This window comes from Azospirillum endophyticum (assembly GCF_016595245.1).
Taxonomy (GTDB): Bacteria; Pseudomonadota; Alphaproteobacteria; order Azospirillales; family Azospirillaceae; genus Azospirillum; species Azospirillum endophyticum.
In genome coordinates this window covers 109021-131061 of sequence record NZ_JAENHM010000084.1, presented here as the reverse complement: position 1 = coordinate 131061, position 22041 = coordinate 109021, and the positions used below count along the sequence as shown (strand labels likewise).

Sequence of the window (22041 nt, the reverse complement as noted above, 5' to 3'; positions counted from 1 at the left end):
GCAAAGTCGAAAACACCTATCGCGCTCTCCTCTAGCTCACCGTGATGCCGCGCGCCGCCAGCATCTCCTCGACCATCCGAAGGCTCAGAGGGTAGCGATGGTACAGCCACACTGCGGTCATGATGACCTCGGCGGGGTAGCGGTAGCCGGAAAAACGGGGATAGGAACGCGTCGTCATGCCCCTACCGTACCCAGCCCGACCGCCCCCGGCAATCCCGCCGCCGCCAACTTGACGGTGCCCACGGAATAATGTCCGCCTCAAGGATCGGTTCAAGCTCCTGGTCCGGGACCACCTGTCGGAAACGATGGCGCAATTTCCCTATCTCTATCAGCCGCAACTGCCGCCCCACCATGCCGGAGGCTTGGACCCGATCTTCTGGTCCTTCGGCTTCCTCATGGCAACCTGGCTGGCACCGCGCGCCTGGAAGAGCATGACCAACCCGGACAAGCCTGAACACACCACGTTCCAGGCCTTGCACCCTCTTCTCGGCACAACGCCTATCATCGAGGCCGACTACCAGCCCTGGCCAAGGCAATCCTCGACCTTCGCGAACACTTCAAGGCCCGCCGCAACAGATCCATGCGGTGATCCCGGGGAATCGGTGAAGGGTGCGCTCACACCGCTTACGTCGCAACTATAGCTGTGCGCTGTCCTGTTTTCTCAGCCACGTTTCGATCACAGACGGATTGACAACGTATTCAGGCACCCGCCACTCTGCCACCGCTAGAAGGTTCTCGCAGAATGCCTCCGGCAGGCGCATCTGAGACTCTACCGTATGTCCTACCATGTGTGGGGTAAGGATGGCGTTTGGAAGGTCGCGCAGCGGACTATTCTCTTTCAGCGGCTCTGGGTCGAACACATCGAGGGCGATGCGCATAGCAGGTCGCTCTGCGGCGAGCGCGGCGAGCGTATCGTCGGGGACGATGCCGCCCCGCGTGATGTTGACAAACACCACGTCCGGTTTCATCCGGCGCAACGCGTCAAGATCCAGCATTCCTCGTGATTCAGGATTGAGCGAAGCCGCCATGATAACGACATCGCTTGTCGCGAGCACCTCATCGAGGCTCTGCGCGGCGACATATGCGGGCATCGGTCGCGTCGTGCGCACCGAGGCGACGAGCCTCACACCCCATGCAGACAGCCGTTCCGCGATAGCCTGTCCAATTTTGCCAAAGCCTATCAGGCCAACTTTCTTTCCCATGAGCATCCGCGCACGGACCTGCGAGGGACGCGGCAGGTTTTCGCGAAGGTAGCGCTCAGTGCCATGAAGGTCATAGAGCGAAGCCAGCGTGAAGAGAACTGCGGCCTCGGCCATGCTGACGGAGTTTTCCGTAATTTGGCCATTCGCCACGAGTATGCCGTTTGCTGTCGCGGCCGAAACATCGAACCCTTCGACCCCTGTGAACGGGGAAACCAATGCGCGCAAACGCGGCATCTTGGCAAACAACTCCCGGTCGGCTGTAAAGCTTGAGGACGCGCCAAGGATTTCCAAACACTGCAGCGCGTCAACTGCGGCAAGCAGATCGTTTCGCGTTAAGAACCGCGCCACACTATGGCCGCGTCGTTGCAACTCGTCATGGGCTGGATTGAAGAATCGATCAAAGGAGGACGATCCCACTAAAGCAACAATCACGGTTTTAACCTCCACATGAGTTACCTGGACAATCCTAGTTGGCGGGTCCTACCATTCAAGACCGAGCGTAAGTTGTGGTCGTAGACTGCGACCAGATCTGGCTAAATTGCATATCTTCGTTTAGTGTGTATGAACACAGAAATCCATTGGACCTAACGGCCGATCACCCCGTTGTCCATGAAACCTATTTCGCTACGTCGCCAAGCCACTTATCAGCGGCAACGTCAATGTGATCCACCACCGTTCCGAAAAAGAACGGTCAACGAGCCATATTTTGTCGACACCGCCTTGATTGTTCCGCGGGACAAGCTCGATTTGCCTGCCGCCGTTTCCGGCGACTGGCTTTTCTGCCCTGCTAACCTTTGCAATCGGCACGAGAAGATGACAATCCCAAAAAATCCAGCTTCTAAGCCAATTCATTTAATATAGTACCGGCGACTTCGCGCCTCACCTTCGGGCCATGATTGGCTGGAGAACCCAAAGCATCTGCTGACCTATAGAAACGGATAGCTCGGCTCCTGATCAAAAGACTTAATCTACCACAACTGCACCGGCTATCGATACCTGTCCTGGTGGCTTGTCCCCGAGTGTCCGGTGGCACAACGAGGCTCTCGCCTTCATCGCCGACGAGGCCACCTTCTGGATCGGCGCCTGATAGGAATTATAACCCACAACGCGCAAAGTCGAGCTTTCGTGTAGTGATCCCTATGGGCTCGACGGGCCATTCAATACAAGCCGGACGACTGTCGAGATTTCTTTCGAAACCAGCAAAGCCCAAGCTTATCGGCAACCGCCCTGACGGCTCGAATACACCCCCAGATGGATGTTGGCGGCAGCAAGCAGCGGCGCGGCGATGCCGGCGTCGCGGCCACGCTTGACCAAGTCGCCAATGATTTCGTCGCCCTCGACCGGGCGCCCGTTTTGCAGATCCCGGTACATGGACGAGGTCTGGGGGGATCCCTTGGTCGTCAGCAGGGCGCGGACCGCCTCGATCGTGGTTTCACGGGGCGGCATGCCGACCGTCGAAATTATGGTCTGGACCTCGTCGATGACAGCCAGGATGAAATCCCGTCCGCCGGGGGCCGCCTCGACCTCGCCGACCGTGCCACGCATCAGGCAGGTGACCGCCCCCATCGAGGCGAGCAGAAGCCACTTCTCCCACATTTCACGCTCGATCACCGGCGAGAGCCGGGCATCGAACCCGGCATTGGTCATGAAGGCGTCGAGAGCCTGCATCCGCGCCGAGGAGCGGCCGTCCATTTCGCCATAGGCCAGTTCCTGCAGGCCACTCAGCTGGACGATCCGGTCCTCCTCGTCGAGCGTGGTGGCGCATTTGCAGAGGCAGCCGCCCAGCGCCGCCCCGCCGAACCGTGCCTTCAGCCGATCCACATGCCGCATGCCGTTGAGAACCGGCAGGATCATGGTCTCGGGGCCGACGGCCGGGGCGAAGTCGTCCATGGCCGATTCCAGCATGTAACCCTTCACCGTCAGCAGGATCGCGTCGAACGGCTGTGCGGTCCCGCCGCCGATTTCGGCGGCGGTCAGGAGCCGGGGCTGCAGCGTCACGTCGCCGTGCGGGCTGCGGATTTCGAGCCCGCGCTCACGCAGCCGCGCCGCACGCGGCGGGCGGACGAGAAAGGTGACGTCCCGCCCGGCCTGCGCGAGCCGCCCGCCGAAATAGCCGCCGGTCGAACCGGCGCCGACCACCAAGAGCCGCATGGATCCCTCCCTTCAGTAGGTCGCAGCCGCAGCCGCGCTTGGACCGGCCGCCGCATGCGCCGGCAATGCGCGCAGGATATCTGCCCCCAGGATATCTGCAATGATCGCAAGCGCGCGCCTAGCCTCGTCCCAGGTGATGTCGAGATAGAATACGGCCCTCACCGCATGGGGGCCGGACGGCAGCATGTACAGCCCCCGCTGGTGCGCTTCCTCCACGAAGCTTGCGGACTCGACGTCGCGGAGTTGGAAGCGGACGATGTTGGTCTCGACCGTCGCCGGGTCCAGGATGATGCGGTCGATCTGCGCAAGATCCCGCGCGAACCGGGAGGCAAGCGCATTGACCTCGCCCAATCGTTGCCTGTGATGGGTGAGCGCGTGGAGGGCACCCGCGGCGATGATACCGGCCTGCCGGAAACCGCCGCCGATCTGCTGCTTGAAGCGTCGCGCCCGGGCGATGAAGTCCCGCGATCCGGCCAGGCAGGAGCCGACCGGCGCACCGAGCGCCTTGGAGAAACAGACGCTGACGGAATCGAAGGGGGCGGCATACTCGGCCTCGCTGATGCCGGTCGCCGCCGTCGCGTGCCAGAGCCGGGCGCCATCGAGATGCAGCGCAAGGCCGAGCCGACGTCCGGTCGCCGTGACGGCGCGAAGCCGCTCGAGCGGCCAGATCGAGCCGCCGCCGATGTTGTGGGTGTTCTCCAGGCAGAGAAGCTTCACCGGCGCCGGAATGGTGGCCGGGAAGAAGGGGTGGGACGTGCCCACCGCGGCTTCGACGTCGGAGGGCGAGAAGATGCCGCGTACGCCGGGGAGAAGCCGCGGCAACACCCCGGAGATCGCGCAAGGCGCACCGCCCTCGAGGATGTAGACATGCGCGTTCTGGTCGAACAGCACGGCATCGCCCGGTTCGGTATGGGCGCGGATGCCGACCTGGTTGGTCATGGTGCCGGTCGGCATGTAGACGGCGTCTTCCTTGCCGAGCAGTTCGGCGGTGGCGCGCTCCAAGGCCTTCACCGTCGGATCGTCGCCATAGACGTCGTCGCCGACCTCGGCATCGGCCATGGCCGCGCGCATTTCCCGCGTCGGCCTGCTGCATGTGTCACTGCGGAGATCGATCATGATCGTTCGGTTCCTGCCGGTTGGCCAATAGGTTCTTTTCAAAGGCGGACACGAAGTCGTCGGAAATCAGGACCTGCAGCGCTTGGCGCAGCAGGTCCGACTCCACCTGTCCGAAAGCCGCTTCGAAGCTCGATTGCGCATGGGCCCAGGACTCGTCCGTCGCCGCCAGCTTGGCCCGGCCATCCGCCGTCAGGCGGATCAGCCGGCTGCGCCGGTCGTCGGGATCGACCTCGACGGTGATGAGGCCGTCACGTTCGAGCGGCTTCAGCGTATGGGCGAGCGCGCCGGAATCCATGACCAATGCCTGGGCCAGTCCGCCGACCGTGGTCGGTTCGGAACGGCTGATCTGCGCCAGGATCGCGCGCTGTGTCGATTTCAAGCCGCTGGACGCGAGCGCCGTATCATAAAGCTGCGAGATGCGGCGCGTCGCCTTGCGCAGCGCCGTGCAGTTGCAGCGGCCGCCACCGGCGCCCTTTTGATCGTCCCTTCGGCCCGCCATCCACGTTCTCCCAACCGCGATCATCGATCGATTGCCAGCATATGCAGGTTAATTCGAAGATGCAAGCATATGCATGTATTTGATCGTCGTCAGATGGATGCCATCGCCGGTTGGCGCGTGTCCATGGTGCGGGATTCGGCAGCTTGCCTCTTGGCGCAGACTATCCCTGCAGCGGAGCCGGCGTCTGTGACTGCGAAAAGCGCTCGATGGTCAGATCGACCAGGGCGCGCAGCCGAGCCAGCCGGCGGAGATCCTGGTGATAGCCGATCCAGACGTCGCGTCCGGGTGGAGGCTCGCCGAGATCGACGATCCGCAGCCTGTCCGACGCGTCGCCGATGGGGCGCGGCAGAACCGCCAATCCGGCACCCGAGGCGGCCATGGCGGCCTGGACGTCGCGGTTGTTGCTGCGAAAGGCGGTGCGGGCGTTCGGGAGCATCCGGCGGAGCCATGCGACGTCCGGCATGCCGCCGAAGGCGGCGTCCATCGTGACCAGCGCGCAGCCCGTACCGTCGCCGGCTTTCGGCCTACGGCTCCCGGCGGCACCATACAGGGCGTAGTCGATGCGGGTCAGCTTGCGCTGCACCACCTCCGGTTCGTCGAACGGGCGGATGCGGAAGACGAGGTCGGCCTCGCGGCGGGAAAGGCTCAGCAGCCGTGCTTCGGTCAGCAACTCCACCGTCACGCCGGGGTGGAGCCGCGTGAATTCGTGCAGGATCGGCGTCAGCATGTGGAGGCCGAACCAGTCCGAGGATGACACCCGCAGGCTGCCCTCCAGCTGCCCGCCTTGTCCGGCCAACGCGCGCTCCAGCGCCAGGCTTTCCTCATCCATGCGCTCGGCATGGCGCAGCACCGCGGCCCCTTCGTCGGTCAACACGAAACCGTCGCTGGTCCGCTGGAACAGCGTATGCCCCACCGCCGCCTCCAGCGCGCGCAGACGGCGCCCCATGGTCGGCTGGGTCTGTCCGATGCGCCGCGCCGCCGCGCCGAGCGTGCCCGCGCGGGCGATCGCCAGGAAAATCCGAAGGTCGCTCCACTCCATGCCACATCATACAGAATTGAATGGAGATCAAACAGGATCATTGATTTTCAAACATCTGCGTTGGGACCACCCTTCGGATCAGTCAGGACGACGCGCAATTCCCACTGAGGAGCAAAACCATGACACAGGATGCGAGCGGCACGATGCGGGCGATGGTGTTGGATGCGTATGACGCCCCGTTCCGGCTGGCCGAGATCGCGCGGCCGGCGGCCGGTCCCGGCCAAGTGCTGGTCCGCATCGCCGCCAGCGGCGTCAATCCGCTGGACACCAAGATCCGTGCCGGCGCGGCGGCGCACGCGAAGCATCCGCTGCCCGCCATCCTCGGCATGGATCTGGCGGGGACGGTCGTCGCCACCGGTCCCGGCGTCACCGCCTTCAAGCTTGGCGACGAGGTCTACGGGATGATCGGCGGCGTCGGCGGTCGCCAGGGTTCGCTGGTGGAATATGCCGCGGTCGAGGCCGACCTGCTCGCGCGCAAGCCGGCAACCCTGACGATGCGCGAAGCCGCCGCGCTGCCTCTGGTCACCATCACGGCCTGGGAAGGCCTGGTCGACCGTGCCGACGTCCGGTCGGGCCGGACGGTGCTGGTCCAGGGCGGCGCCGGCGGCGTCGGCCATGTGGCGGTGCAGATCGCCCGCGCCTTCGGTGCGACCGTCTGGGCGACCGTGTCCGCGGAGAAGAAGGCGGTCGTCGACGCTCTGGGAGCGACCGCCATCGACTACCGCACCGAGCCGGTCGAAGCCTATGTCGCCCGCCACACCGGGGGCCGCGGTTTCGATCTGGTCTATGACACCGTCGGCGGTCCGGTCCTCGACGCCTCGTTCCAGGCGGTGCGGCGCTTCGGCCATGTGGTCAGCTGCCTGGGCTGGGGGACGCATGGGCTGGCGCCGCTTTCGTTCCGTGCGGCGACCTATTCGGGCGTCTTCACCCTGCTGCCCCTGCTGACGGGAGAGGGAATGCCGCATCACGGCGAAATCCTGCGCCATGCCGCCGCCCTGGTCGAAGCCGGCAAGCTGCTGCCCCGCCTCGACCCCCGGCGCTTTCCGCTGGAGCGGGCCGGCGATGCGCATGACGCCATGACGGACGGCAGCGCCGACGGCAGGATCGTCGTCGACATCGACATCGACATCGACATCGCCGGCTGACGGGTGGCCGGCTCGCGCGGAAGACCGAAAGCTCGGGGAGCCATTGCGGAGCAATGTGGAATGCCTACACTGCGGCCGTCAGTCTTCCAGTCAACGGCATGATCATGGACCGGATCGATGCGATGAAGGTGTTCGTGGCCGCCCTGGACGAAGGCAGCCTGGCGGGAGCAGGGCGCCGGCTTGGCCGGTCGCCGGCGGCGGTGAGCCGGGCCTTGGCCCTTCTTGAAGCCAATGTCGGGGTGCGGCTGTTGCACCGGACCACGCGGTCGATCAGGCTGAGCGAGGCCGGCGAACGCTACGCCGCGGTGTGCCGGCGCATTCTCATCGACCTGGAGGAAGCCGACATGCTGGCCGCCGGCGAACGGTCGGCACCGCGCGGCACGCTGACGGTCACGGCGCCGGTGGTAGGCGGCGAGGAGATCATGCGACCGATCCTCGACGCCTTTCTCGACGCCCATCCCTCGGTTTCGGCGAAGCTGTACCTGCTCGATCGGCCGGTGACCCTGATCGATGAGGGCATCGACGTCGCCCTGCGGATCGCACATCTGCCGGACTCCTCGATGGTCGCCGTGCGTGTCGGCGAGGTGCGGCGCGTCGTCGTCGCGTCGCCGCGCTATCTCGCGTCCCAGCCGCGCATTGATCAGCCGGCCGACCTCGCCAAGCACCGGATCATCGCCATGACCCATTTCGGCCTGGATTCGTGGAGCTTCCCGCCGGTCGGCCCATCCGCCGTCCCGCGGGCCGTGTCCTTCACCCCGCGCTTCGTCGTCAACAGCGTGCGCGCCGCCGTGGCGTCCGCGGTCGAGGGGCACGGGGTCACCCGGCTGTTCACCTATCACGTCGCGGAGCAGGTCCGCGACGGGCAGCTCGAGATCATCCTGAAGGATGCAGAGCATGCGCCGTTGCCCGCGCATCTGATTGCGCCCGAGGGCCGCCTCTCGACGCCCAAGGTGCGCGCCTTCGTCGATTTCGCCACGCCGCGGCTACGCGCGGCCTTTTCCCGTCTCAAGGCGGACGCCGAACGCTGAGGCGGACCATTATGCCGTTTCGTGGAAGGGTATGTGCCTTGCGTCGGCTATTCAGCCGGTTTGCGCAACGGCGTAGATGATGCGGCGACGGCGGCAATAGAGCCTGCCGAACCCATCATCGAGGCACACCATGGGAAGCGAACAGAAGGTCGCGATCATCACCGGCGCGTCGCAGGGCATCGGTGCCGGCTTGGTCAGGGCATACCGCGACCGCAATTACCGCGTCGTCGCCAATTCCCGGTCGATCAAGGCCGGCGGCGATCCGGACATCCTGGCCGTCGGCGGCGACATCGCCGACCCTGCGGTCGCGGAGCGCGTGGTCGCCACCGGGCTCGAACGGTTCGGCCGGGTGGATACCCTGATCAACAATGCCGGCATCTTCCTCGCCAAGCCCTTCACCGACTATTCGGGCGATGATTTCGCGGCCGTGCTGGCGACCAATCTGGCGGGGTTCTTCCATATCTCGCAACACGCGGTGACGGCGATGCTGAAACAGGGCGGCGGACACATCGTCAACATCACCACCAGCCTGGCCGACCAGCCGATCGCCGGCGTTCCCTCCGTCCTGGCATCGCTGAGCAAGGGGGGCCTGAACGCCGCCGTCAAGTCGCTGGCCATCGAATACGCGGCCAAGGGCATCCGGGTGAACGCGGTGTCGCCCGGCGTCGTCAAGACGCCGATGCACGCAGCGGAAACCCATGATTTCCTGGCGAAGCTCCACCCGGTGGGACGCATGGGCGAGATCGGCGACATCGTGGAGGCGGTCCTCTACCTGGAAGGCGCCGGCTTCGTCACCGGCGAGATCCTGCATGTGGATGGCGGGCAGAACGCCGGCCATTGGTGATCCCGGGCCAGCGCGGTCGAACGAGAAGACGAGGACGACATCATGCCGATGGTCACGATCCAAATCACCCGCGAGGGGTCCGCGCCGGACCGCCCTGCGGCCACCGCCGCAGAGAAGGCGGCGCTGATCAACGGCGTCAGCCAGCTGCTTCTCGACGTCCTGAACAAGCCGCTCGAGTCCACCTTCGTGGTCATCGAAGAGGTGGCGATGGACAACTGGGGTGTGGGGGGCCTTCCGGTCGCCGAGTTCCGCCGTTTGCGGGCGGCCGGAGACTGAACGGGAAACGCGCGTTCGGTGCGGAGCGGGGCGGGTCCGCGGACGGAGCGTCCGGCCCGCTTTTCCCGCCGGACCGGGCTTCAACTGCCGGATGCCGGCAGCGAGGCGGTCGCCCGGAGAATTCCATGTCGACCCTTCCGATGGCCTTCGCCCCTTTTCCGCCATCGTGGGAAGTCCTTTCATGTCGAATGGGTGAAGGACCGAGACCGCGGCTATGACGAACCGGGATCCGCAGCTGCGTCGGCGGCGGCCGGCGGAGTTCCGGACCCTGCCCGATAAAATCCCCACCCGGAGGAAAACCGTCCGGCCTTGTCGCACGTATATGACAAGGGCCGAAAACGGGCCGTATATCCCCACGGCATCTCCCTCCAGTGTAGCGGAAGCATGGATCTCGAACCTCCGACAGAGGCGCCGCAAGCCGGAACCCTCGCCAAGCTTCGCCACCACCAGCACATCATCCGCGACGTCAGTCGGCTTTTGGAGAGCCGCATCCCGTTCGACCGTCTGCTTTCCCTCCTCGCCATCCGCCTCGCCCGCAGCGCCGGCATTCGGCACAGCATGATCCTGCGTTACGACAACGCCCGGGGCGATCTCCTGCTGGTCGCCGGCGCCGGCTGGCAGCCGGGGGCGGTCGGCACCGCCCGCTTCCCCGTCGGGGCGACCTGTCCAGCCGGGCGCGCCCAGCAAACCCGCCTGCCGACCGTCGTCGAGGATCTGCGGAACACCGACGAGTTCCGCATCCCCGGGCTTCTGCAGCAGCATGGCGTCCGCTCTCTGATCGACGTGCCCGTCGTCAGCGGCGGTGCCCAGTGGGGCGTGCTGGAGATGGGCAGCACGGAACCCGGCCGCTTCGATGCCGATGACGAGCATTTCCTCCTGACCATCGCCAACCTGCTGGGCGTGGCGATCACGCGGAGCGCCGACCACGCCGCCGCCGCGACGGCCAGGGCGGAAGCCAAGGCGGTGCAGGACGCGCAATCCCTGCGCCTCGACGAGATTCAGCATCGCATCAAGAACAACTTGGCGATCATCGCGTCGATGCTTCTCCTCGAACAGCACGCGCACAGCGACAGCGGCATCAAGGCCCGGCTGCTCGGCCTGGTGGACCGGGTGACGGCGATCGGCTTGGCGCACGAACAGCTGGACATCCGCTCGGACGGGGCGGTGGTGGCAGTGGCGGCCTATATCGGCCAGCTGGCTCATGCCGCCTCCCTCCAGCATGTCGGCATCCGCTTCGAAACCGACCTGCAGCCGGTCGTGATGTCGCTCGACCATGCCGTGCCTCTGGGATTGATCGTCAACGAACTGATCACCAACGCCGTCAAATACGCCTTCCCGGGCGAGCCCGGCACCATCCGGATCACGCTGCATCACGATCCCGAGGCCGCTGAAGCCACGCTGGCGGTGGCGGACGACGGCGTCGGCATCGCGGGGAAGCCACAATCCGGAAGCCTGGGAACGCGTCTGATCAAGGGGTTGGCCACCCAAATCGGCGGCACCGTCCGAGGAGTGGCGGTCGAACGGGGAACCCGCACGGAAATCCTGTTCCCGATGCCGGTCCTCTGAGTGGGTCTTGCCGGATGCAATCCGGCTTGGCGTCTCGCGCCGGCCCGGCATTTTGTGCCGGCCCGGCAGTTCCCACACGGCAGATCGGGACATGAGCGGCAGCGGCGGCTCCCGGCAAGCAGGGCGGCCGAACGGCCGGGGTGGCGGACGACAAGCCGTCGGGGCAGTGGTGTGAAAATTGCTTGGATTTGCGTGACCTTTACGGAAAGGGGCACGAATGTCCACCAGCAGCATCGGCAGCCAAACGCCCATCGAGGGCCTGCACGGCGTGAACCGGCATCGGCATGCCGGAAAGACGGACAAGACGGAGAGCTTCGGCCTCGACCAGGCGAGTGGGAACGCGCCGGTCGAGACTGCCGCCGCCGGCCGGGGCGTCGACGGGAAGGACGAGCCGTCCTCCGATACGCTCAGCGTCGAGATGCCGAACGGTTTCAAGATCAGCGGAACCCATCTCGGCGGCGGCAGCGCGTTCAGTGCGCAGCTGCTCGGCTCGATGGAGGACATGATCGGGTTTCTGAACGGCTTCAATCCGGCCGGCGGGGAGTCCGGTGCCGGCAGCGGCTCGGGGACCTCTGGCGTCGGGAGTACGGCGGCGGGAGCCGGGAACGGGTTCGCATCCCGATCCCTCGACACCTTCCACACCGACCTCGGCAACGGCGAGTCCGTGACGCTCCATTACGGAACGGAGAAGGACGGCGGCAACACCGACGCCTCGGCGGCGGACGCGATGGCGCAGGCCATGCAGCAGATCGTCAGCAGATACAAATCCCACAGCCAGCCCGATCTGGCCGACCTGTATGCGCAGCTCGGCTCCCCGGCGGCGAAGGCCTGAGGGCGGAGACTTGCCGGCGATGCCTTGACGGTGGGGCGGACCAAGCCTTCGATCCGGCGAGGGCAGGATGCAGCCGCCCGGCGCAGGGCGGCATCCTGCCCCTGGTTCGATTTCATGCCCCGGAGATGCCGATCGGGCCGACCGATTCCGGTCTGCCCAATCCGGCCAACAGGTGCTCGATGAAGCTGCGCACCTTCGGCGAGACGTGGCGGGTCGCCGGATAGACGACGTGGATGGCCTCGTCCGTCACCTCCAATGCGGACAGGACCGGGACGAGGCGTCCGGCGCGGATGTCGTCCTCGACGATGAAGTCGGCCAGCCGCGCCAGCCCCAGCCCGCCCACCGCGGCATGGCGCAGCAACCACAGGCTGTCGGTCTGGAAGCTGCCGGCCGGGCGCAGGATCTCGCGCCGGTCGCCGACCAGGAATTCCCACTCCGTCCGACCCGATCCCGACAGCAGCGTCAGGCACTCGTGGCGGGCGAGCTCGGCCGGCGACTGCGGCACGCCGTGCCGTTCCAGATAGTCGGGGCTGGCCACCACATGACGGCGCAACGGCCGCAGGCGGCGGGCGATCAGGGTGGAATCGGCCAGCCGCCCGGCCCGGATCGCCAGATCGAACCCTTCGTCGATCAACCGCTGCATGCGGTCGCTCAGGCTCGCTTCCAGCGTTACGCCGGGGTGGCGGCGCAGATAGGAGGGCAGCAGCGGCGCGACCAGCATCTGGCCGAACATCACCGGCATGGTGACGCGCAACGTGCCGCGCGGTTCCTCGCCCATCTCGGTCAGCGACTGTTCCGCCTCGTCCAGCGCGGCCAGGATGGCGCGGGCCCGCAGGCAGAAGGTGGCGCCGGCGTCGGTCAGCGCGATCCGCCGCGTCGTGCGCGCCAGCAGCCGGGTGCCCAGCCGGTTCTCCATCTGGGCGATCCGCCGGCTGATCGCCGACGCGGACAGCCCGAGCCGCTCCGCCGCCGCCGACAGGCTGCCGCTGTCCACCACCTCGACCAGAACCGTCAGGTCGTCCAGCCGGTCCATTTTCGCTCCCATCGTTCCGGCCCGGGCGATTCGGGCGCATTCGTGCATTTTGCGCAAAGATCTTGTGCGTGTCCCCCTATGTTTCGCAAATCCGGGATTTGACAGGATCGGAACCACCGGACACGCCGACAGGGAAACGCCCGATGCGTCTTCAACGCCAGCTCCGCAGCATCCGGGCGCAGACCGGGAAGACCCTGCCGAGGGTGCTCGCGATGATGGACCGGGTCATCGCCGACCTGAAGGCGCGCGGGGTCGAGCTGGGGGCGCTGCGTCCCGGACTTCAGGCCCCCGACTTCGCCCTGCCGAACCAGCTCGGCCGCACGGTATCCCTGTATGAAACGCTGGAACGGGGACCGGTCGTCCTGCTGTTCTATCGCGGCGAATGGTGTCCGTATTGTTGCGCCCAGCTCAGGGCCATGCAGTTGGCGCTGCCGCGACTGACCGCTGGCGGCGCCCGGCTGATCGCGGTATCGCCGGAGCTGCCCGACCACAGCCTGACGCTGGCGGAGCGCAACGCGCTCGACTTCGACATCCTGTCCGACCAGGGCGCGGCGGTGGCTCGCAGCTACGGCCTCGTCTACCGCGTTCCGGACGAGCTGCGCGACCTCTACCGCGACCGCGGCCTCGACTTCAACGTCCGGCAGGGGCGGCCGCCCGGCGATCCCTGGCATCTGCCGATCCCGACGACCTACCTGCTGTCGCCGAGCGGCGTCGTCCGCTTCGCCGCCATCGACGCCGACTTCACCCAACGCCCGGAGCCGCAGGCGCTCGTCGACCTGCTGCACGACCGCGTACCGGCGGCCTGACCGGCGCCGGCCATCCCGCAACAGAGAGGACCACGACCATGACCGCCCTCAAGACCGCCATCAAGCCCTTGGCCCTGCTCCCCATCGCTGGCGCGCTGGCCGGTGCCCTGACGCTGATGGCCGGCCCGGCCGCCGCGCAGTCCAACATGGAGAAATGCTACGGCATCTCCAAGCCGGGCGAGAACGGCTGCGCCCACGCCAAGGGCCTGCATTCCTGCGCCGGCAATAGCAACCTGACCTATGACGGCGGCGACTGGAAGCTGGTCAAGGCCGGCAGCTGTGCCGAGGAGATGGGGGCGTTGAAGCCGTTCGACGGCGCCAATCCGAAGAAGAAGGGCTGAGGCGATGGCCGCGGCGCCGTCCTCCGCCTCCGCACGGCCGGTGCCGGCCGCCGCCGGCATCGGCCTGCGCGAGCCGCATCGGGAGGCGTTCGTCGCGGCCGGCTGCCCGATCCCCTGGGTCGAGATCCATCCGGAAAACTATCTGGTTCCGGGCGGCCCGCGTCTGGCCGGCATCCTGCGGGTCCGCCGCGACGTGGCCGTCGGCTGCCACGGCGTCGGCCTGTCGCTGGGCAGCGCCGACGGGCTCGACCCCGACCACCTGATGCGGCTGCGCGCATTCTACGATCGGCTGGAGCCGGGGCTGATCTCGGAACACCTGTCTTGGAGCGTCACGGACGCGACCTATCTCAACGATCTGCTGCCGCTGCCCTACACCGAGGGCAGCCTGGACCGGGTCCGCCGCAACATCGACCACGCCCAGGACGTTTTCGGACGGCGCATCCTGGTCGAAAACCCGGCCGCCTGCATCGCCTTCGCCGACAGCGCCATTCCCGAAGCCGAGTTCCTGGCGGAACTGGCCGCCCGCACCGGCTGCGGCCTGCTGCTGGACGTCAACAACCTCCATGTCTCCTCGGTCAATCTCGGCTTCGACCGGACGGCGTGGCTCGACGCCATCCCGGCCGACGCGGTCGGCGAACTGCATCTGGCCGGTCACGCCCGGATGATGGTCGGCGGCGAGGAGTTGCTGATCGACGACCATGGCAGCGTGGTCGGCGACGCCGTGATGGCGCTCTATGCCGACGTGCTGGACCGCATCGGTCCGCGCCCGGTGCTGATCGAATGGGACAACGACCTGCCGCCGCTCGACCTGCTCCTGGCCGAGGCGGGCAGGGCGCAACAGCTGCTTGCGGGCCGGTTGCCTGAGCACGGACAGCTCGATGCGCTCGGGATGCCGGAGGTCCATCGTGCCGGCTGACGCGAAGCTGGCGGGGCTCCAGCGCGACTTCGCCGCCTTCCTGCTGCGCGGCGATCCGGCGGTCGCCGGGGCTTTGCGGCCGGATTTGCCGGCCGGACGGCTGGCGGTCTACCGCAACACGGTGATGGGGTCGCTGGTCGCCGTCCTCGGCCATGCCCATCCCACCCTGCATCGTGTTCTGGGTGAGAAGCGCTTCGCCGCGCTCGCCTGCCGCTTCGCGGCGGAGGCGCCGCCCCGCCTGCCGATGCTGTGGAGCTATGGCGCCGGCTTCGCCGACTGGCTGGCCGGGCTGGACCCGGCTGCCGGCCTGTCGCCCTGGGCGCCCGACCTCGCCCGGTTCGACTGGGCGATGCACGAGGCGCTGTTCGCCGCCGACGCCGAACCGCTCGACATCGCGCGGCTCGCCGCGATCCCGCCGGAACAGGCCGGTGCGCTGCGGCTGGTTCCGCATCCATCGCTGCGGTTGGTGCGGACGGGCTGGAACATCCATGCGCTGTGGAGGGACGCCGCCGCCGCCCCGGTGCCGCTGCCGGAAGCGGTGCTGGTCGGCCGCAGCCCCGCGGACGGGGACGACGGCACCGCCGGAGGCGAGGTGCGCTGCGCCCGGCTGACCGCGGCCGACGGCGCGCTCGCGGCCCGGCTGCTGGCCGGCGCCACCCTCGGCGAGGCGGCGGAGGATGAGGACGCTGCCGGCGCCGACCTCCAATCCCTGCTGGCGCTGCTGCTGCAGAACCGCCTGCTGGCCGGCTTCGCGCTGGACCGGCACCCGTCCTTCACCCGACCCGGAGGGATCGACCCATGATGCCATCGTCCGCAAGCCTGGGGCGGCCGTCCGCCCGGCGCCGGCATGCGCTGGACATCCGCGACCGCGTCGCCGGATGGCTCGACCGTTCCGCCATGCCGCTGTTCGACCTCGCGGTCCGGCTGACGATGGCGCCGATCTTCTTCCGCTCCGGCTTGCAGAAGATCGGCGACTGGCCGGCGACCCTCTTCCTGTTCCAGGAGGAATACCGGGTGCCGCTGCTGCCGCCGGATGTCGCCGCAGCGCTGGCCGCCGCCACCGAGCTGACCATGCCGGTCCTGCTGGTGCTTGGCTTGGCGACGCGGCTGGCGGCGGTGCCGCTGCTGGCGATGGCGCTGGTGATCCAGTTCGTGCTGGGTGCCGGAAACCCGGCCTTCAGCAATCCGCAGCATTATTTCTGGATGCTGCTGCTCACCGGTCTGATCCTTCGCGGCGGCGGCCGGCTGTCGCTCGACCATTGGCTCCTTCGCTTCAGCCGCCGCCAGACCGGAGACCGGCCATGACCGCTGCACAGACCAATTCCCCGGCCCCCGGGCACCGGCCGAGCTCCGGACGTCGCCGGATCGCCCAGCTCGGCTGGCTGCTGTCGTCGGGGCTGGTCGCCGTGCTGCTGCTGGTCCTGGCGGTCAGCGTCGTCACCGTGCAGGGCATCCGGCAGGTGGACGAGCGCTGGAATGCCTATGACCTGGGTGCCGTGGCCAAGGCCGACGCCCTGTCCGAGATGCGCGGCGCGCTGGGGTTCGGCGGGGTGATCCATCGCTTCGGCGACTATCTGCTGACCGGCGACCCGGCCCGTGCCGCCGAGATGCGGCGGAGCCTGAAATCCGCCGCCGCCAATCTGGAGGTCTACCGCTATGCCGGCGAGCTGAGCGCGGCCGAGGGCAAGGCGCTCGACACCGTCGCCGCGGCGCTGGCGCAGCTGGACGCCAAGCTGGCTGAAGCGGTGGCCGCGGTGGCGGCCCACACGCCGCTCGACCGGCTGGCCCGCATTGCGGCATTCGACACCGCGCCCGCGGTGGCCGCCATGCAGACGCTGAACGGCGAGCTGGAGCGGGCCCGCGCCGGCCTCGGCGAAGCCAACCGGCAGGGCATTGCCGCGCTGAACGGGACGGTGATGACCGGCGGCGGGGCCGCGCTGGCGCTGCTCGTCGCCATCGCCGGGCTGTTCCTGTGGTTCACCCATCACCGCGTCGTCCATCCCCTGGCCCGGCTCGCCGCCTGCATGGAGCGCTTGGCGGGCGGCGATCTGGACGGCGTCGTGCCATCGGTCGGCCGCCGCGACGAGATCGGTGCCATGGCCGACACCGTCGGGGTGTTCCGCGACGGGCTGGTCCGTCTGCGCGCGGCAGGGGAACGCGAACGCGCCGAAGCGGAAGCGGCGCGCAGGCGCGGGGAGGAGCTGGAAGGCAACCTCCGCTCCTTCGAGGCGGAAATCGGTACCCTCGCCGCGGCGCTCACCGGCCGGGCCGGCACCCTGCACCGCACCGGGCAGGATCTGGCGTCCTCCTCCAGCCGGACCGTCGGCAGCACGCAGGAGGTCTCGGCCGCCGCCGCCCGCACCGCCGGAACCGTCCAGGCGGTCGCCGCCGCCACCGAGGAGCTGTCGGCCTCCATCGCCGAGATCGGGCAGCGGGTGCACGGCTCGGTCGCCATGACGACGGCGGCGGTCGAACAGGCCGGCCGCTCTTCCGCCACCGTCGCCAGCCTGGCGGAGGCGGTGCAGCGCATCGGCGACGTGGTCGGGCTGATCAACGCCATTGCCAGCCAGACCAACCTGCTGGCGCTCAACGCCACCATCGAAGCCGCCCGTGCCGGCGAGGCCGGCAAGGGTTTCGCCGTGGTGGCGCAGGAGGTCAAGAACCTCGCCAACCAGACGGCACGGGCGACCGAGGACATCACCCGGCAGATCGCGACGATCCGCAGCGCCACCGACGGCGCGGTCGGTGCCATCCAGGGCATCGGCGGCAGCCTGGAGCAGGTCTGCCGCATGGCGCAGGAGATCGCCGACGCCGTGACCCAGCAGGACGGGGCGACGCGCGAGATCGCCCGCAACATCCAGGAGACCGCCGAGTCGGCCGGGGCGGTCAGCGCCGCGATCTCCGAGGTTGCGCAGGCCGCCGAACAGGCCGGAATGGTTGCGGAAAGCATGTTTTCCGCCGCACAATCGCTCGGCAGCGAGACCAAGCGGCTGGAGAGTGCGGCGCACAGCGTCTCGCAGGCGCTGCGCGCGTGAATTCCAGGGGTTTCGGGGAAGAGGAAAGGCCGGCGTGACCGACACCGTCAGCGAAGACTCCGGGGCCATGCCCGGCATGGTTCCGCAGGCCATGCCCCGCGCGGGTGCCGAAGCGGGGCGGCGGACCCTGACCATCGCGCGCTCGGCGCTGCTGCTGGCGGCGGCCCTGGTCGTCGGTCTGGCGGTGATGCTGGCGGTCGGGCTGCAGCTGATGCGCGGCATGGACGCGGTGGCCGATGGCTGGCGCGATTACGATCTGCAGGCCGCCACCAAGTCGGACGCCCTGTCGGAGGTGCGCGGGCATCTCGGCCTGGGCGGCGTCATCGACCATTACCGCGAGGGAACACGGGACGGCGCCGCCGGCCATGCGTCGCTGGACCGCGCCCTGGCCCTGGCCCGGGCCAATCTGGCGATCTACCGCGACATCGTCACCCCCAGCGAGGACGAGGCGCGGGCCATCGCCGCCATCGCCGCCTTCCTCGACGCCATCCAGGTGCAGATGGAGGATCCGGCGGCGGCCATCCCCGCGGAGGCGTTCGACGCCTGCCGCCGCGATGCGGTCAAGGGGCTTTCGTCCCTGAACAGCCACCTGAGCGCGCAGCGCGCCCAGCTGACCGCCGCCACCCTGAACGACATCGAGGCCCTGCAACGGCTGATGGCGGTCGGCGGCGCCGTCGTCGCCGCGCTGGTCCTGGGGCTGGCCGGTGCCGCGGTGTGGTTCACCCGCAGCCGCATCGTCGGACCGCTCGGCCGGTTGGTCGAGGACGCCCGCCGGCTGGCCCGCCGCGACCTCGACCGGCCTTTCCTGGGTGGGGGGAGACGGGGTGGATCGGGCGCCCGGGTTGGCGGATTCTACCACGACGAGCTGGGCCTGCTCGGCCGCAGCCTGGAGGACAGCCGGGTCGCCCTGCGCGACCTGTTCGCCGCGATCGACGAGAAGACCCGCCGGCTGGGCGAGAGCGAGCGCCGCTATGCCATGGCCGCCGCCGCCGCCAATGACGGGCTGTGGGACTGGGACCTGGACAGCGGCGATCTCTATCTGTCGCCCCGGCTGCGCCAGATGCTTCATCTGCCGGCGGACGGCGGGGAGCCCGGCCTCGCCGCCCTGCTCGCCCATGTCCACCCCGACGACCGGCATGCCGTGCTCGCGGCGATCCGCGAGGGGGAGCAGGGGGCGGACGGCGCCAGCTTCGACGTGGAGTTCCGCGTCCTGCCGCCGGGCCGGGGGCAAGAAGACGCGGGGCAGGAGAACGGGTGGCAGGACAACGGGGTGGAGGGCGGCACCGGCTGGCTCCATCTGCACGGCATCGTCGCCGCGGGTCCGGACGGCCGGGTGGCACGGCTGGCGGGTTCGGCCGCCGATGTCAGCGACCGCAAATCCTACGAGGCGCGGCTGGTCCATCAGGCCACCCACGATTTCCTCACCCGCTTGCCCAACCGCGCGTATCTGGTCCGCTGGCTGCACGACCGGCAGGCGGGCGCGCAGGACACCGGGCGGAGCGATCTGGCTCTGCTGTTCCTCGATCTCGACGGCTTCAAGGTCGTCAACGACAGCCTGGGCCATGCGGTCGGCGACCGCGTCCTGGTCGCGGCGGCGGAACGGATCGCCGGCCTGCTGGGGCCGGGGGAGTTCGTCGCCCGGCTGGGCGGCGACGAGTTCGTCGTCGCGATCCCTGCCGGGCAGGAGGAGGCGATCGCCCGCGCCCGGGCGCTGGAGATCGCCTTCCAGCGCCCGCTCTGCGCCGGCGGCATGGATTTGCGGGTCGGACTCAGCATCGGCCTGGCGGTCGACGACGGAACCGGCGACGATCCGGACAGTCTGCTGCGCGACGCCGACATCGCCCTCTACCGCGCCAAGGAGCATGGCAAGGGGCGCACCGTGCTGTTCGACGCCTCGCTGCGCGAGGCGATCCTGATCCGCAGCCGCCTGCAACGCGATCTGACCCCGTCGCTGGAGGCCGGCGACATCTTCCTGGTCTATCAGCCGATCGTGTCGCTCCCCGACGGACGACTCACCGGGTTCGAGGCGCTGGTCCGCTGGCGCCACCCCGACCTCGGTCTCGTCAGCCCGGCCCAGTTCATCCCGATCGCCGAGGAGACCGGCCAGATCCTGCCGCTCGGCCGCCATGTGCTGGAACGGGCTGTGGAACAGCTCGCCCGCTGGCGCGGCATGGCGGGAGGCGCCGCCCTGACCGTCAACGTCAACCTGTCGGCCCGCCAGATGTGGGACGAACGCTATGTCGACGACATGCTGGACTTCTTGGCCGACGGCCGCGCCGAAGGGCTGAAGATCGAGGTGACGGAGAGCATGACCGTCAACGACCACGATCAGGCCCGCGCCATCCTGGAACGCTTCCAGGCGCTCGGCGTGGCGCTGTGCATGGACGATTTCGGCACCGGCTATTCCTCGCTGTCGCATCTCGGCCGTCTGCCCTTCGACGTCCTGAAGATCGACAAGAGCTTCATCAGCGCGCTCGGTACCGATCCCAGGCAGGAATCGCTTCTGCGCGGCATCGTCGAACTGGCCCACCGCATCGGGCTGGAGGTCGTCGCCGAAGGGATCGAGACCGAGCAGGAACGGACGGTCCTCACCGGCATCGGCTGCGACTACGCCCAGGGCTACCTGTTCGCCCGCCCGCTTTCCGTGGCCGACGCCGAAGCGCTGCTGCTGGCCGCCGGCCGGCCGTGATCCGCCCGGCCGGCGCCGCGCAGCGCCGGCAGCATGTCCTCGGGTTCGGGGCGGCGGGTGTAGTCCGGGTTGACCTCGGCATAGAGGATCGTCCCGTCCTGGCCGATCACGAAGCGGGCCGGCATCGGCAGGGTCCAGCTGGGGTCGCCGTTGAACGCCGGCAGGTCGTTCTTCAGGTCCTTGTACAGAGCGACCAGATAGTCGGGCAGTTCGAAGCGCAGGCCGAAAGCGGCGGCGACCTCGTTGCGCGGGTCCGACAGGATCGGGAAGCCGAGCGCGTTCTGGCGCACCGACTTGCGGCTGTTCGGGGCCGTCTGCGGCGAAATGGCGACCAGATTGGCGCCGAGCGACTGGAAGGTCGGCAGCGCCGCCTGCAACGCCTGGAGTTCCATGTTGCAGTAGGGGCACCAGACGCCGCGGTAGAAGCTGACCACCAGCGGCCCCTCCGCCAGCAGGGAGGTGGACGACACCGCCTTGCCGTCGGGGTCGTCGAGGGTGAAGGCGGGGGCCCTGTCCCCGGCCTTGAGCGCATGGCCGGCGGCGCCCGAGGCGATCAGTTCGGCGGTGGCGCGGTGCATCGTCTCGATCACCGGGCGGGGAACGTTGTAGGGCGGCTTGCCCGCCTGGAAATCGGCCTTGAAGGCGTCGAGCTTGTCCTGAAGCGACATGGGGAAATCCTTCTGATGAAAGGGAGGGAAACGGATCAGCTATTCGCGGCGGCGGAGCGGGCGACCTCGGCCGCGCTGATGCCTTCCAGCGCCAAGCCGTAACCGGCGCCTTCGTCGATGATCCGGCGCAGCTTCTGCGTCAGGGCGATGCGCGTGTAGCGGCTGGTGAGCGGCGGCAAGGCGGCCAGCCCTTCGGCGATCTCATGCGCCCGGGCGAGCAGCCGGTCGGCCGGCACGATCTCGTTGACGGCGCCCCAGTCCTTCGCGGTTTCGGCGTCGAGAATTTGGCGGGTCAGGATGAAATACCGGCCGCGCACGCTGCCGATCACCTCCGGCCACAGCAGGTTCACGCCGTCGCCGGGGACGATGCCGAAGTCGAAATGCGGCTTGTCCTGGAAGACCGTTTCCGGCGTGGCCAGCACGATGTCGGCCAGCAGCGCGTATTCGGAATGCAGCAGCACCGGTCCGTTGAGGGCGGCGATCAGCGGCACCTCGATGTCGAGGATGTTCATCAGGACCTTCTTGCCTTCGCGGAAGATCTTGTCGTATCCGCGCGGGCTGAAGAAATCGAAGCCCTCGGGGCTGATGGCGTCCATGAAGGCATCGCCCGATCCGGTGAGGATCACCACGCGGTTGTCCGGGTCCGACCCGATTGCATGGAACAGGTCGACGAACTGCTCGTGGGTGTGGCCGTCGAAGACGAGCTTGCCGCCCCCCGTGTGCAGCCTCACCTCCAGGACGCCGCTGTCCGAGCGGGCTAGGCGGGCGTTGGCGAAGGCATTGCGATAGGTCTCGAAACGGGACATCAGGGTCACTCCTTGGATCGGCTTGGTTCGGGGCGGACATGTCGGCGGC

The 22041-nt window shown here is 68.2% G+C and carries 22 protein-coding genes and 1 pseudogene; 14 read left to right on the top strand and 9 right to left on the bottom strand.

Annotated elements, in window-relative coordinates:
* Nucleotides 1-34 precede the first annotated feature (34 nt).
* A pseudogene (locus JHL17_RS33385) lies at nucleotides 35-178 on the bottom strand (IS6 family transposase); the annotation flags it as partial.
* A gap of 127 nt (nucleotides 179-305) precedes the next feature.
* Between JHL17_RS33385 and JHL17_RS33380 the strand changes: the two are divergent.
* Nucleotides 306-641: a hypothetical protein gene (locus JHL17_RS33380; RefSeq protein ID WP_200198957.1), complete on the top strand. Its 336-nt coding sequence runs from the start codon at nucleotides 306-308 to the stop codon at nucleotides 639-641.
* Here the strand turns inward: JHL17_RS33380 and JHL17_RS33375 are convergent.
* From JHL17_RS33375 to JHL17_RS33355, 5 genes are all read right to left on the bottom strand, one after another.
* Nucleotides 636-1649, bottom strand: coding sequence for an NAD(P)-dependent oxidoreductase (locus JHL17_RS33375; protein ID WP_200198956.1), 1014 nt, complete (start codon nucleotides 1647-1649; stop codon nucleotides 636-638). The genes JHL17_RS33380 and JHL17_RS33375 overlap by 6 nt on opposite strands.
* 765 nt (nucleotides 1650-2414) lie before the next feature.
* On the bottom strand, nucleotides 2415-3353 hold the full coding sequence (locus JHL17_RS33370) for a ketopantoate reductase family protein (RefSeq protein ID WP_200198955.1): 939 nt from the start codon (nucleotides 3351-3353) through the stop codon (nucleotides 2415-2417).
* A gap of 12 nt (nucleotides 3354-3365) precedes the next feature.
* Entirely contained in the window at nucleotides 3366-4412 is a 1047-nt protein-coding gene (locus JHL17_RS33365; RefSeq protein ID WP_247893998.1) for a threonine aldolase family protein, read from the bottom strand.
* 37 nt (nucleotides 4413-4449) lie between these two features.
* On the bottom strand, nucleotides 4450-4968 hold the full coding sequence (locus JHL17_RS33360) for a MarR family winged helix-turn-helix transcriptional regulator (RefSeq protein ID WP_200198953.1): 519 nt from the start codon (nucleotides 4966-4968) through the stop codon (nucleotides 4450-4452).
* A gap of 160 nt (nucleotides 4969-5128) precedes the next feature.
* Entirely contained in the window at nucleotides 5129-6007 is an 879-nt protein-coding gene (locus JHL17_RS33355; protein WP_200198952.1) for a LysR family transcriptional regulator, read from the bottom strand.
* A gap of 119 nt (nucleotides 6008-6126) precedes the next feature.
* On the opposite strand from JHL17_RS33355, the gene JHL17_RS33350 reads away from it, so the two are divergent.
* The 6 genes from JHL17_RS33350 (at nucleotide 6127) to JHL17_RS33325 (ending at nucleotide 11698) form a co-directional block, all read left to right on the top strand.
* Entirely contained in the window at nucleotides 6127-7152 is a 1026-nt protein-coding gene (locus JHL17_RS33350; protein ID WP_200198951.1) for a zinc-dependent alcohol dehydrogenase family protein, read from the top strand.
* A gap of 104 nt (nucleotides 7153-7256) precedes the next feature.
* Complete coding sequence (locus JHL17_RS33345) at nucleotides 7257-8180, top strand: LysR family transcriptional regulator (protein ID WP_200198950.1); 924 nt, start codon at nucleotides 7257-7259, stop codon at nucleotides 8178-8180.
* A 130-nt stretch (nucleotides 8181-8310) separates the two neighbouring features.
* Nucleotides 8311-9024: an SDR family NAD(P)-dependent oxidoreductase gene (locus JHL17_RS33340; protein WP_200198949.1), complete on the top strand. Its 714-nt coding sequence runs from the start codon at nucleotides 8311-8313 to the stop codon at nucleotides 9022-9024.
* Between the two features lie 42 nt (nucleotides 9025-9066).
* The gene (locus JHL17_RS33335; RefSeq protein WP_200198948.1) at nucleotides 9067-9300 is read left to right on the top strand and encodes a tautomerase family protein; all 234 of its coding nucleotides are present in this window, start codon (nucleotides 9067-9069) and stop codon (nucleotides 9298-9300) included.
* A 384-nt stretch (nucleotides 9301-9684) separates the two neighbouring features.
* Nucleotides 9685-10866 carry a sensor histidine kinase gene (locus JHL17_RS33330; RefSeq protein WP_200198947.1) on the top strand — a complete coding sequence of 394 codons (1182 nt, stop codon included), beginning with the start codon at nucleotides 9685-9687 and terminating at the stop codon, nucleotides 10864-10866.
* Between the two features lie 217 nt (nucleotides 10867-11083).
* On the top strand, nucleotides 11084-11698 hold the full coding sequence (locus tag JHL17_RS33325) for a hypothetical protein (RefSeq protein WP_200198946.1): 615 nt from the start codon (nucleotides 11084-11086) through the stop codon (nucleotides 11696-11698).
* Nucleotides 11699-11810: 112 nt separating this feature from the next.
* On the opposite strand, the gene JHL17_RS33320 is transcribed toward JHL17_RS33325, so the two are convergent.
* Nucleotides 11811-12731 carry a LysR family transcriptional regulator gene (locus JHL17_RS33320; protein WP_200198945.1) on the bottom strand — a complete coding sequence of 307 codons (921 nt, stop codon included), beginning with the start codon at nucleotides 12729-12731 and terminating at the stop codon, nucleotides 11811-11813.
* A gap of 143 nt (nucleotides 12732-12874) precedes the next feature.
* Between JHL17_RS33320 and JHL17_RS33315 the strand changes: the two genes are divergently transcribed.
* Genes JHL17_RS33315 through JHL17_RS33285 form a run of 7 tightly spaced genes read left to right on the top strand, consistent with a single transcriptional unit; the run spans nucleotide 12875 to nucleotide 20518 of the window.
* The gene (locus JHL17_RS33315) at nucleotides 12875-13537 is read left to right on the top strand and encodes a peroxiredoxin-like family protein (protein WP_200198944.1); all 663 of its coding nucleotides are present in this window, start codon (nucleotides 12875-12877) and stop codon (nucleotides 13535-13537) included.
* Between the two features lie 38 nt (nucleotides 13538-13575).
* On the top strand, nucleotides 13576-13878 hold the full coding sequence (locus JHL17_RS33310; protein WP_200198943.1) for a BufA1 family periplasmic bufferin-type metallophore: 303 nt from the start codon (nucleotides 13576-13578) through the stop codon (nucleotides 13876-13878).
* A gap of 4 nt (nucleotides 13879-13882) precedes the next feature.
* A complete protein-coding gene (gene bufB / locus JHL17_RS33305; protein WP_247893997.1) occupies nucleotides 13883-14794 on the top strand; it encodes an MNIO family bufferin maturase in 912 nt (303 codons plus the stop codon).
* Entirely contained in the window at nucleotides 14784-15596 is an 813-nt protein-coding gene (locus JHL17_RS33300) for an HvfC/BufC family peptide modification chaperone (protein ID WP_200198942.1), read from the top strand. Before bufB ends, JHL17_RS33300 begins: the two co-directional genes overlap by 11 nt.
* Nucleotides 15593-16099, top strand: coding sequence for a DoxX family protein (locus JHL17_RS33295; RefSeq protein ID WP_200198941.1), 507 nt, complete (start codon nucleotides 15593-15595; stop codon nucleotides 16097-16099). Before JHL17_RS33300 ends, JHL17_RS33295 begins: the two co-directional genes overlap by 4 nt.
* Nucleotides 16096-17829, top strand: a complete 1734-nt coding sequence (locus JHL17_RS37445) for a methyl-accepting chemotaxis protein (protein WP_247893996.1) — start codon at nucleotides 16096-16098, stop codon at nucleotides 17827-17829. Before JHL17_RS33295 ends, JHL17_RS37445 begins: the two co-directional genes overlap by 4 nt.
* 34 nt (nucleotides 17830-17863) lie before the next feature.
* A complete protein-coding gene (locus JHL17_RS33285; protein WP_200198940.1) occupies nucleotides 17864-20518 on the top strand; it encodes an EAL domain-containing protein in 2655 nt (884 codons plus the stop codon).
* Here the strand turns inward: JHL17_RS33285 and JHL17_RS33280 are convergent.
* The gene (locus tag JHL17_RS33280; RefSeq protein WP_247893995.1) at nucleotides 20449-21186 is read right to left on the bottom strand and encodes a peroxiredoxin-like family protein; all 738 of its coding nucleotides are present in this window, start codon (nucleotides 21184-21186) and stop codon (nucleotides 20449-20451) included. The two genes, JHL17_RS33285 and JHL17_RS33280, sit on opposite strands and share 70 nt — an antisense overlap.
* A 35-nt stretch (nucleotides 21187-21221) precedes the next feature.
* A complete protein-coding gene (locus JHL17_RS33275) occupies nucleotides 21222-21992 on the bottom strand; it encodes an enoyl-CoA hydratase/isomerase family protein (RefSeq protein ID WP_200198939.1) in 771 nt (256 codons plus the stop codon).
* Between the last annotated feature and the right edge of the window lie 49 nt (nucleotides 21993-22041).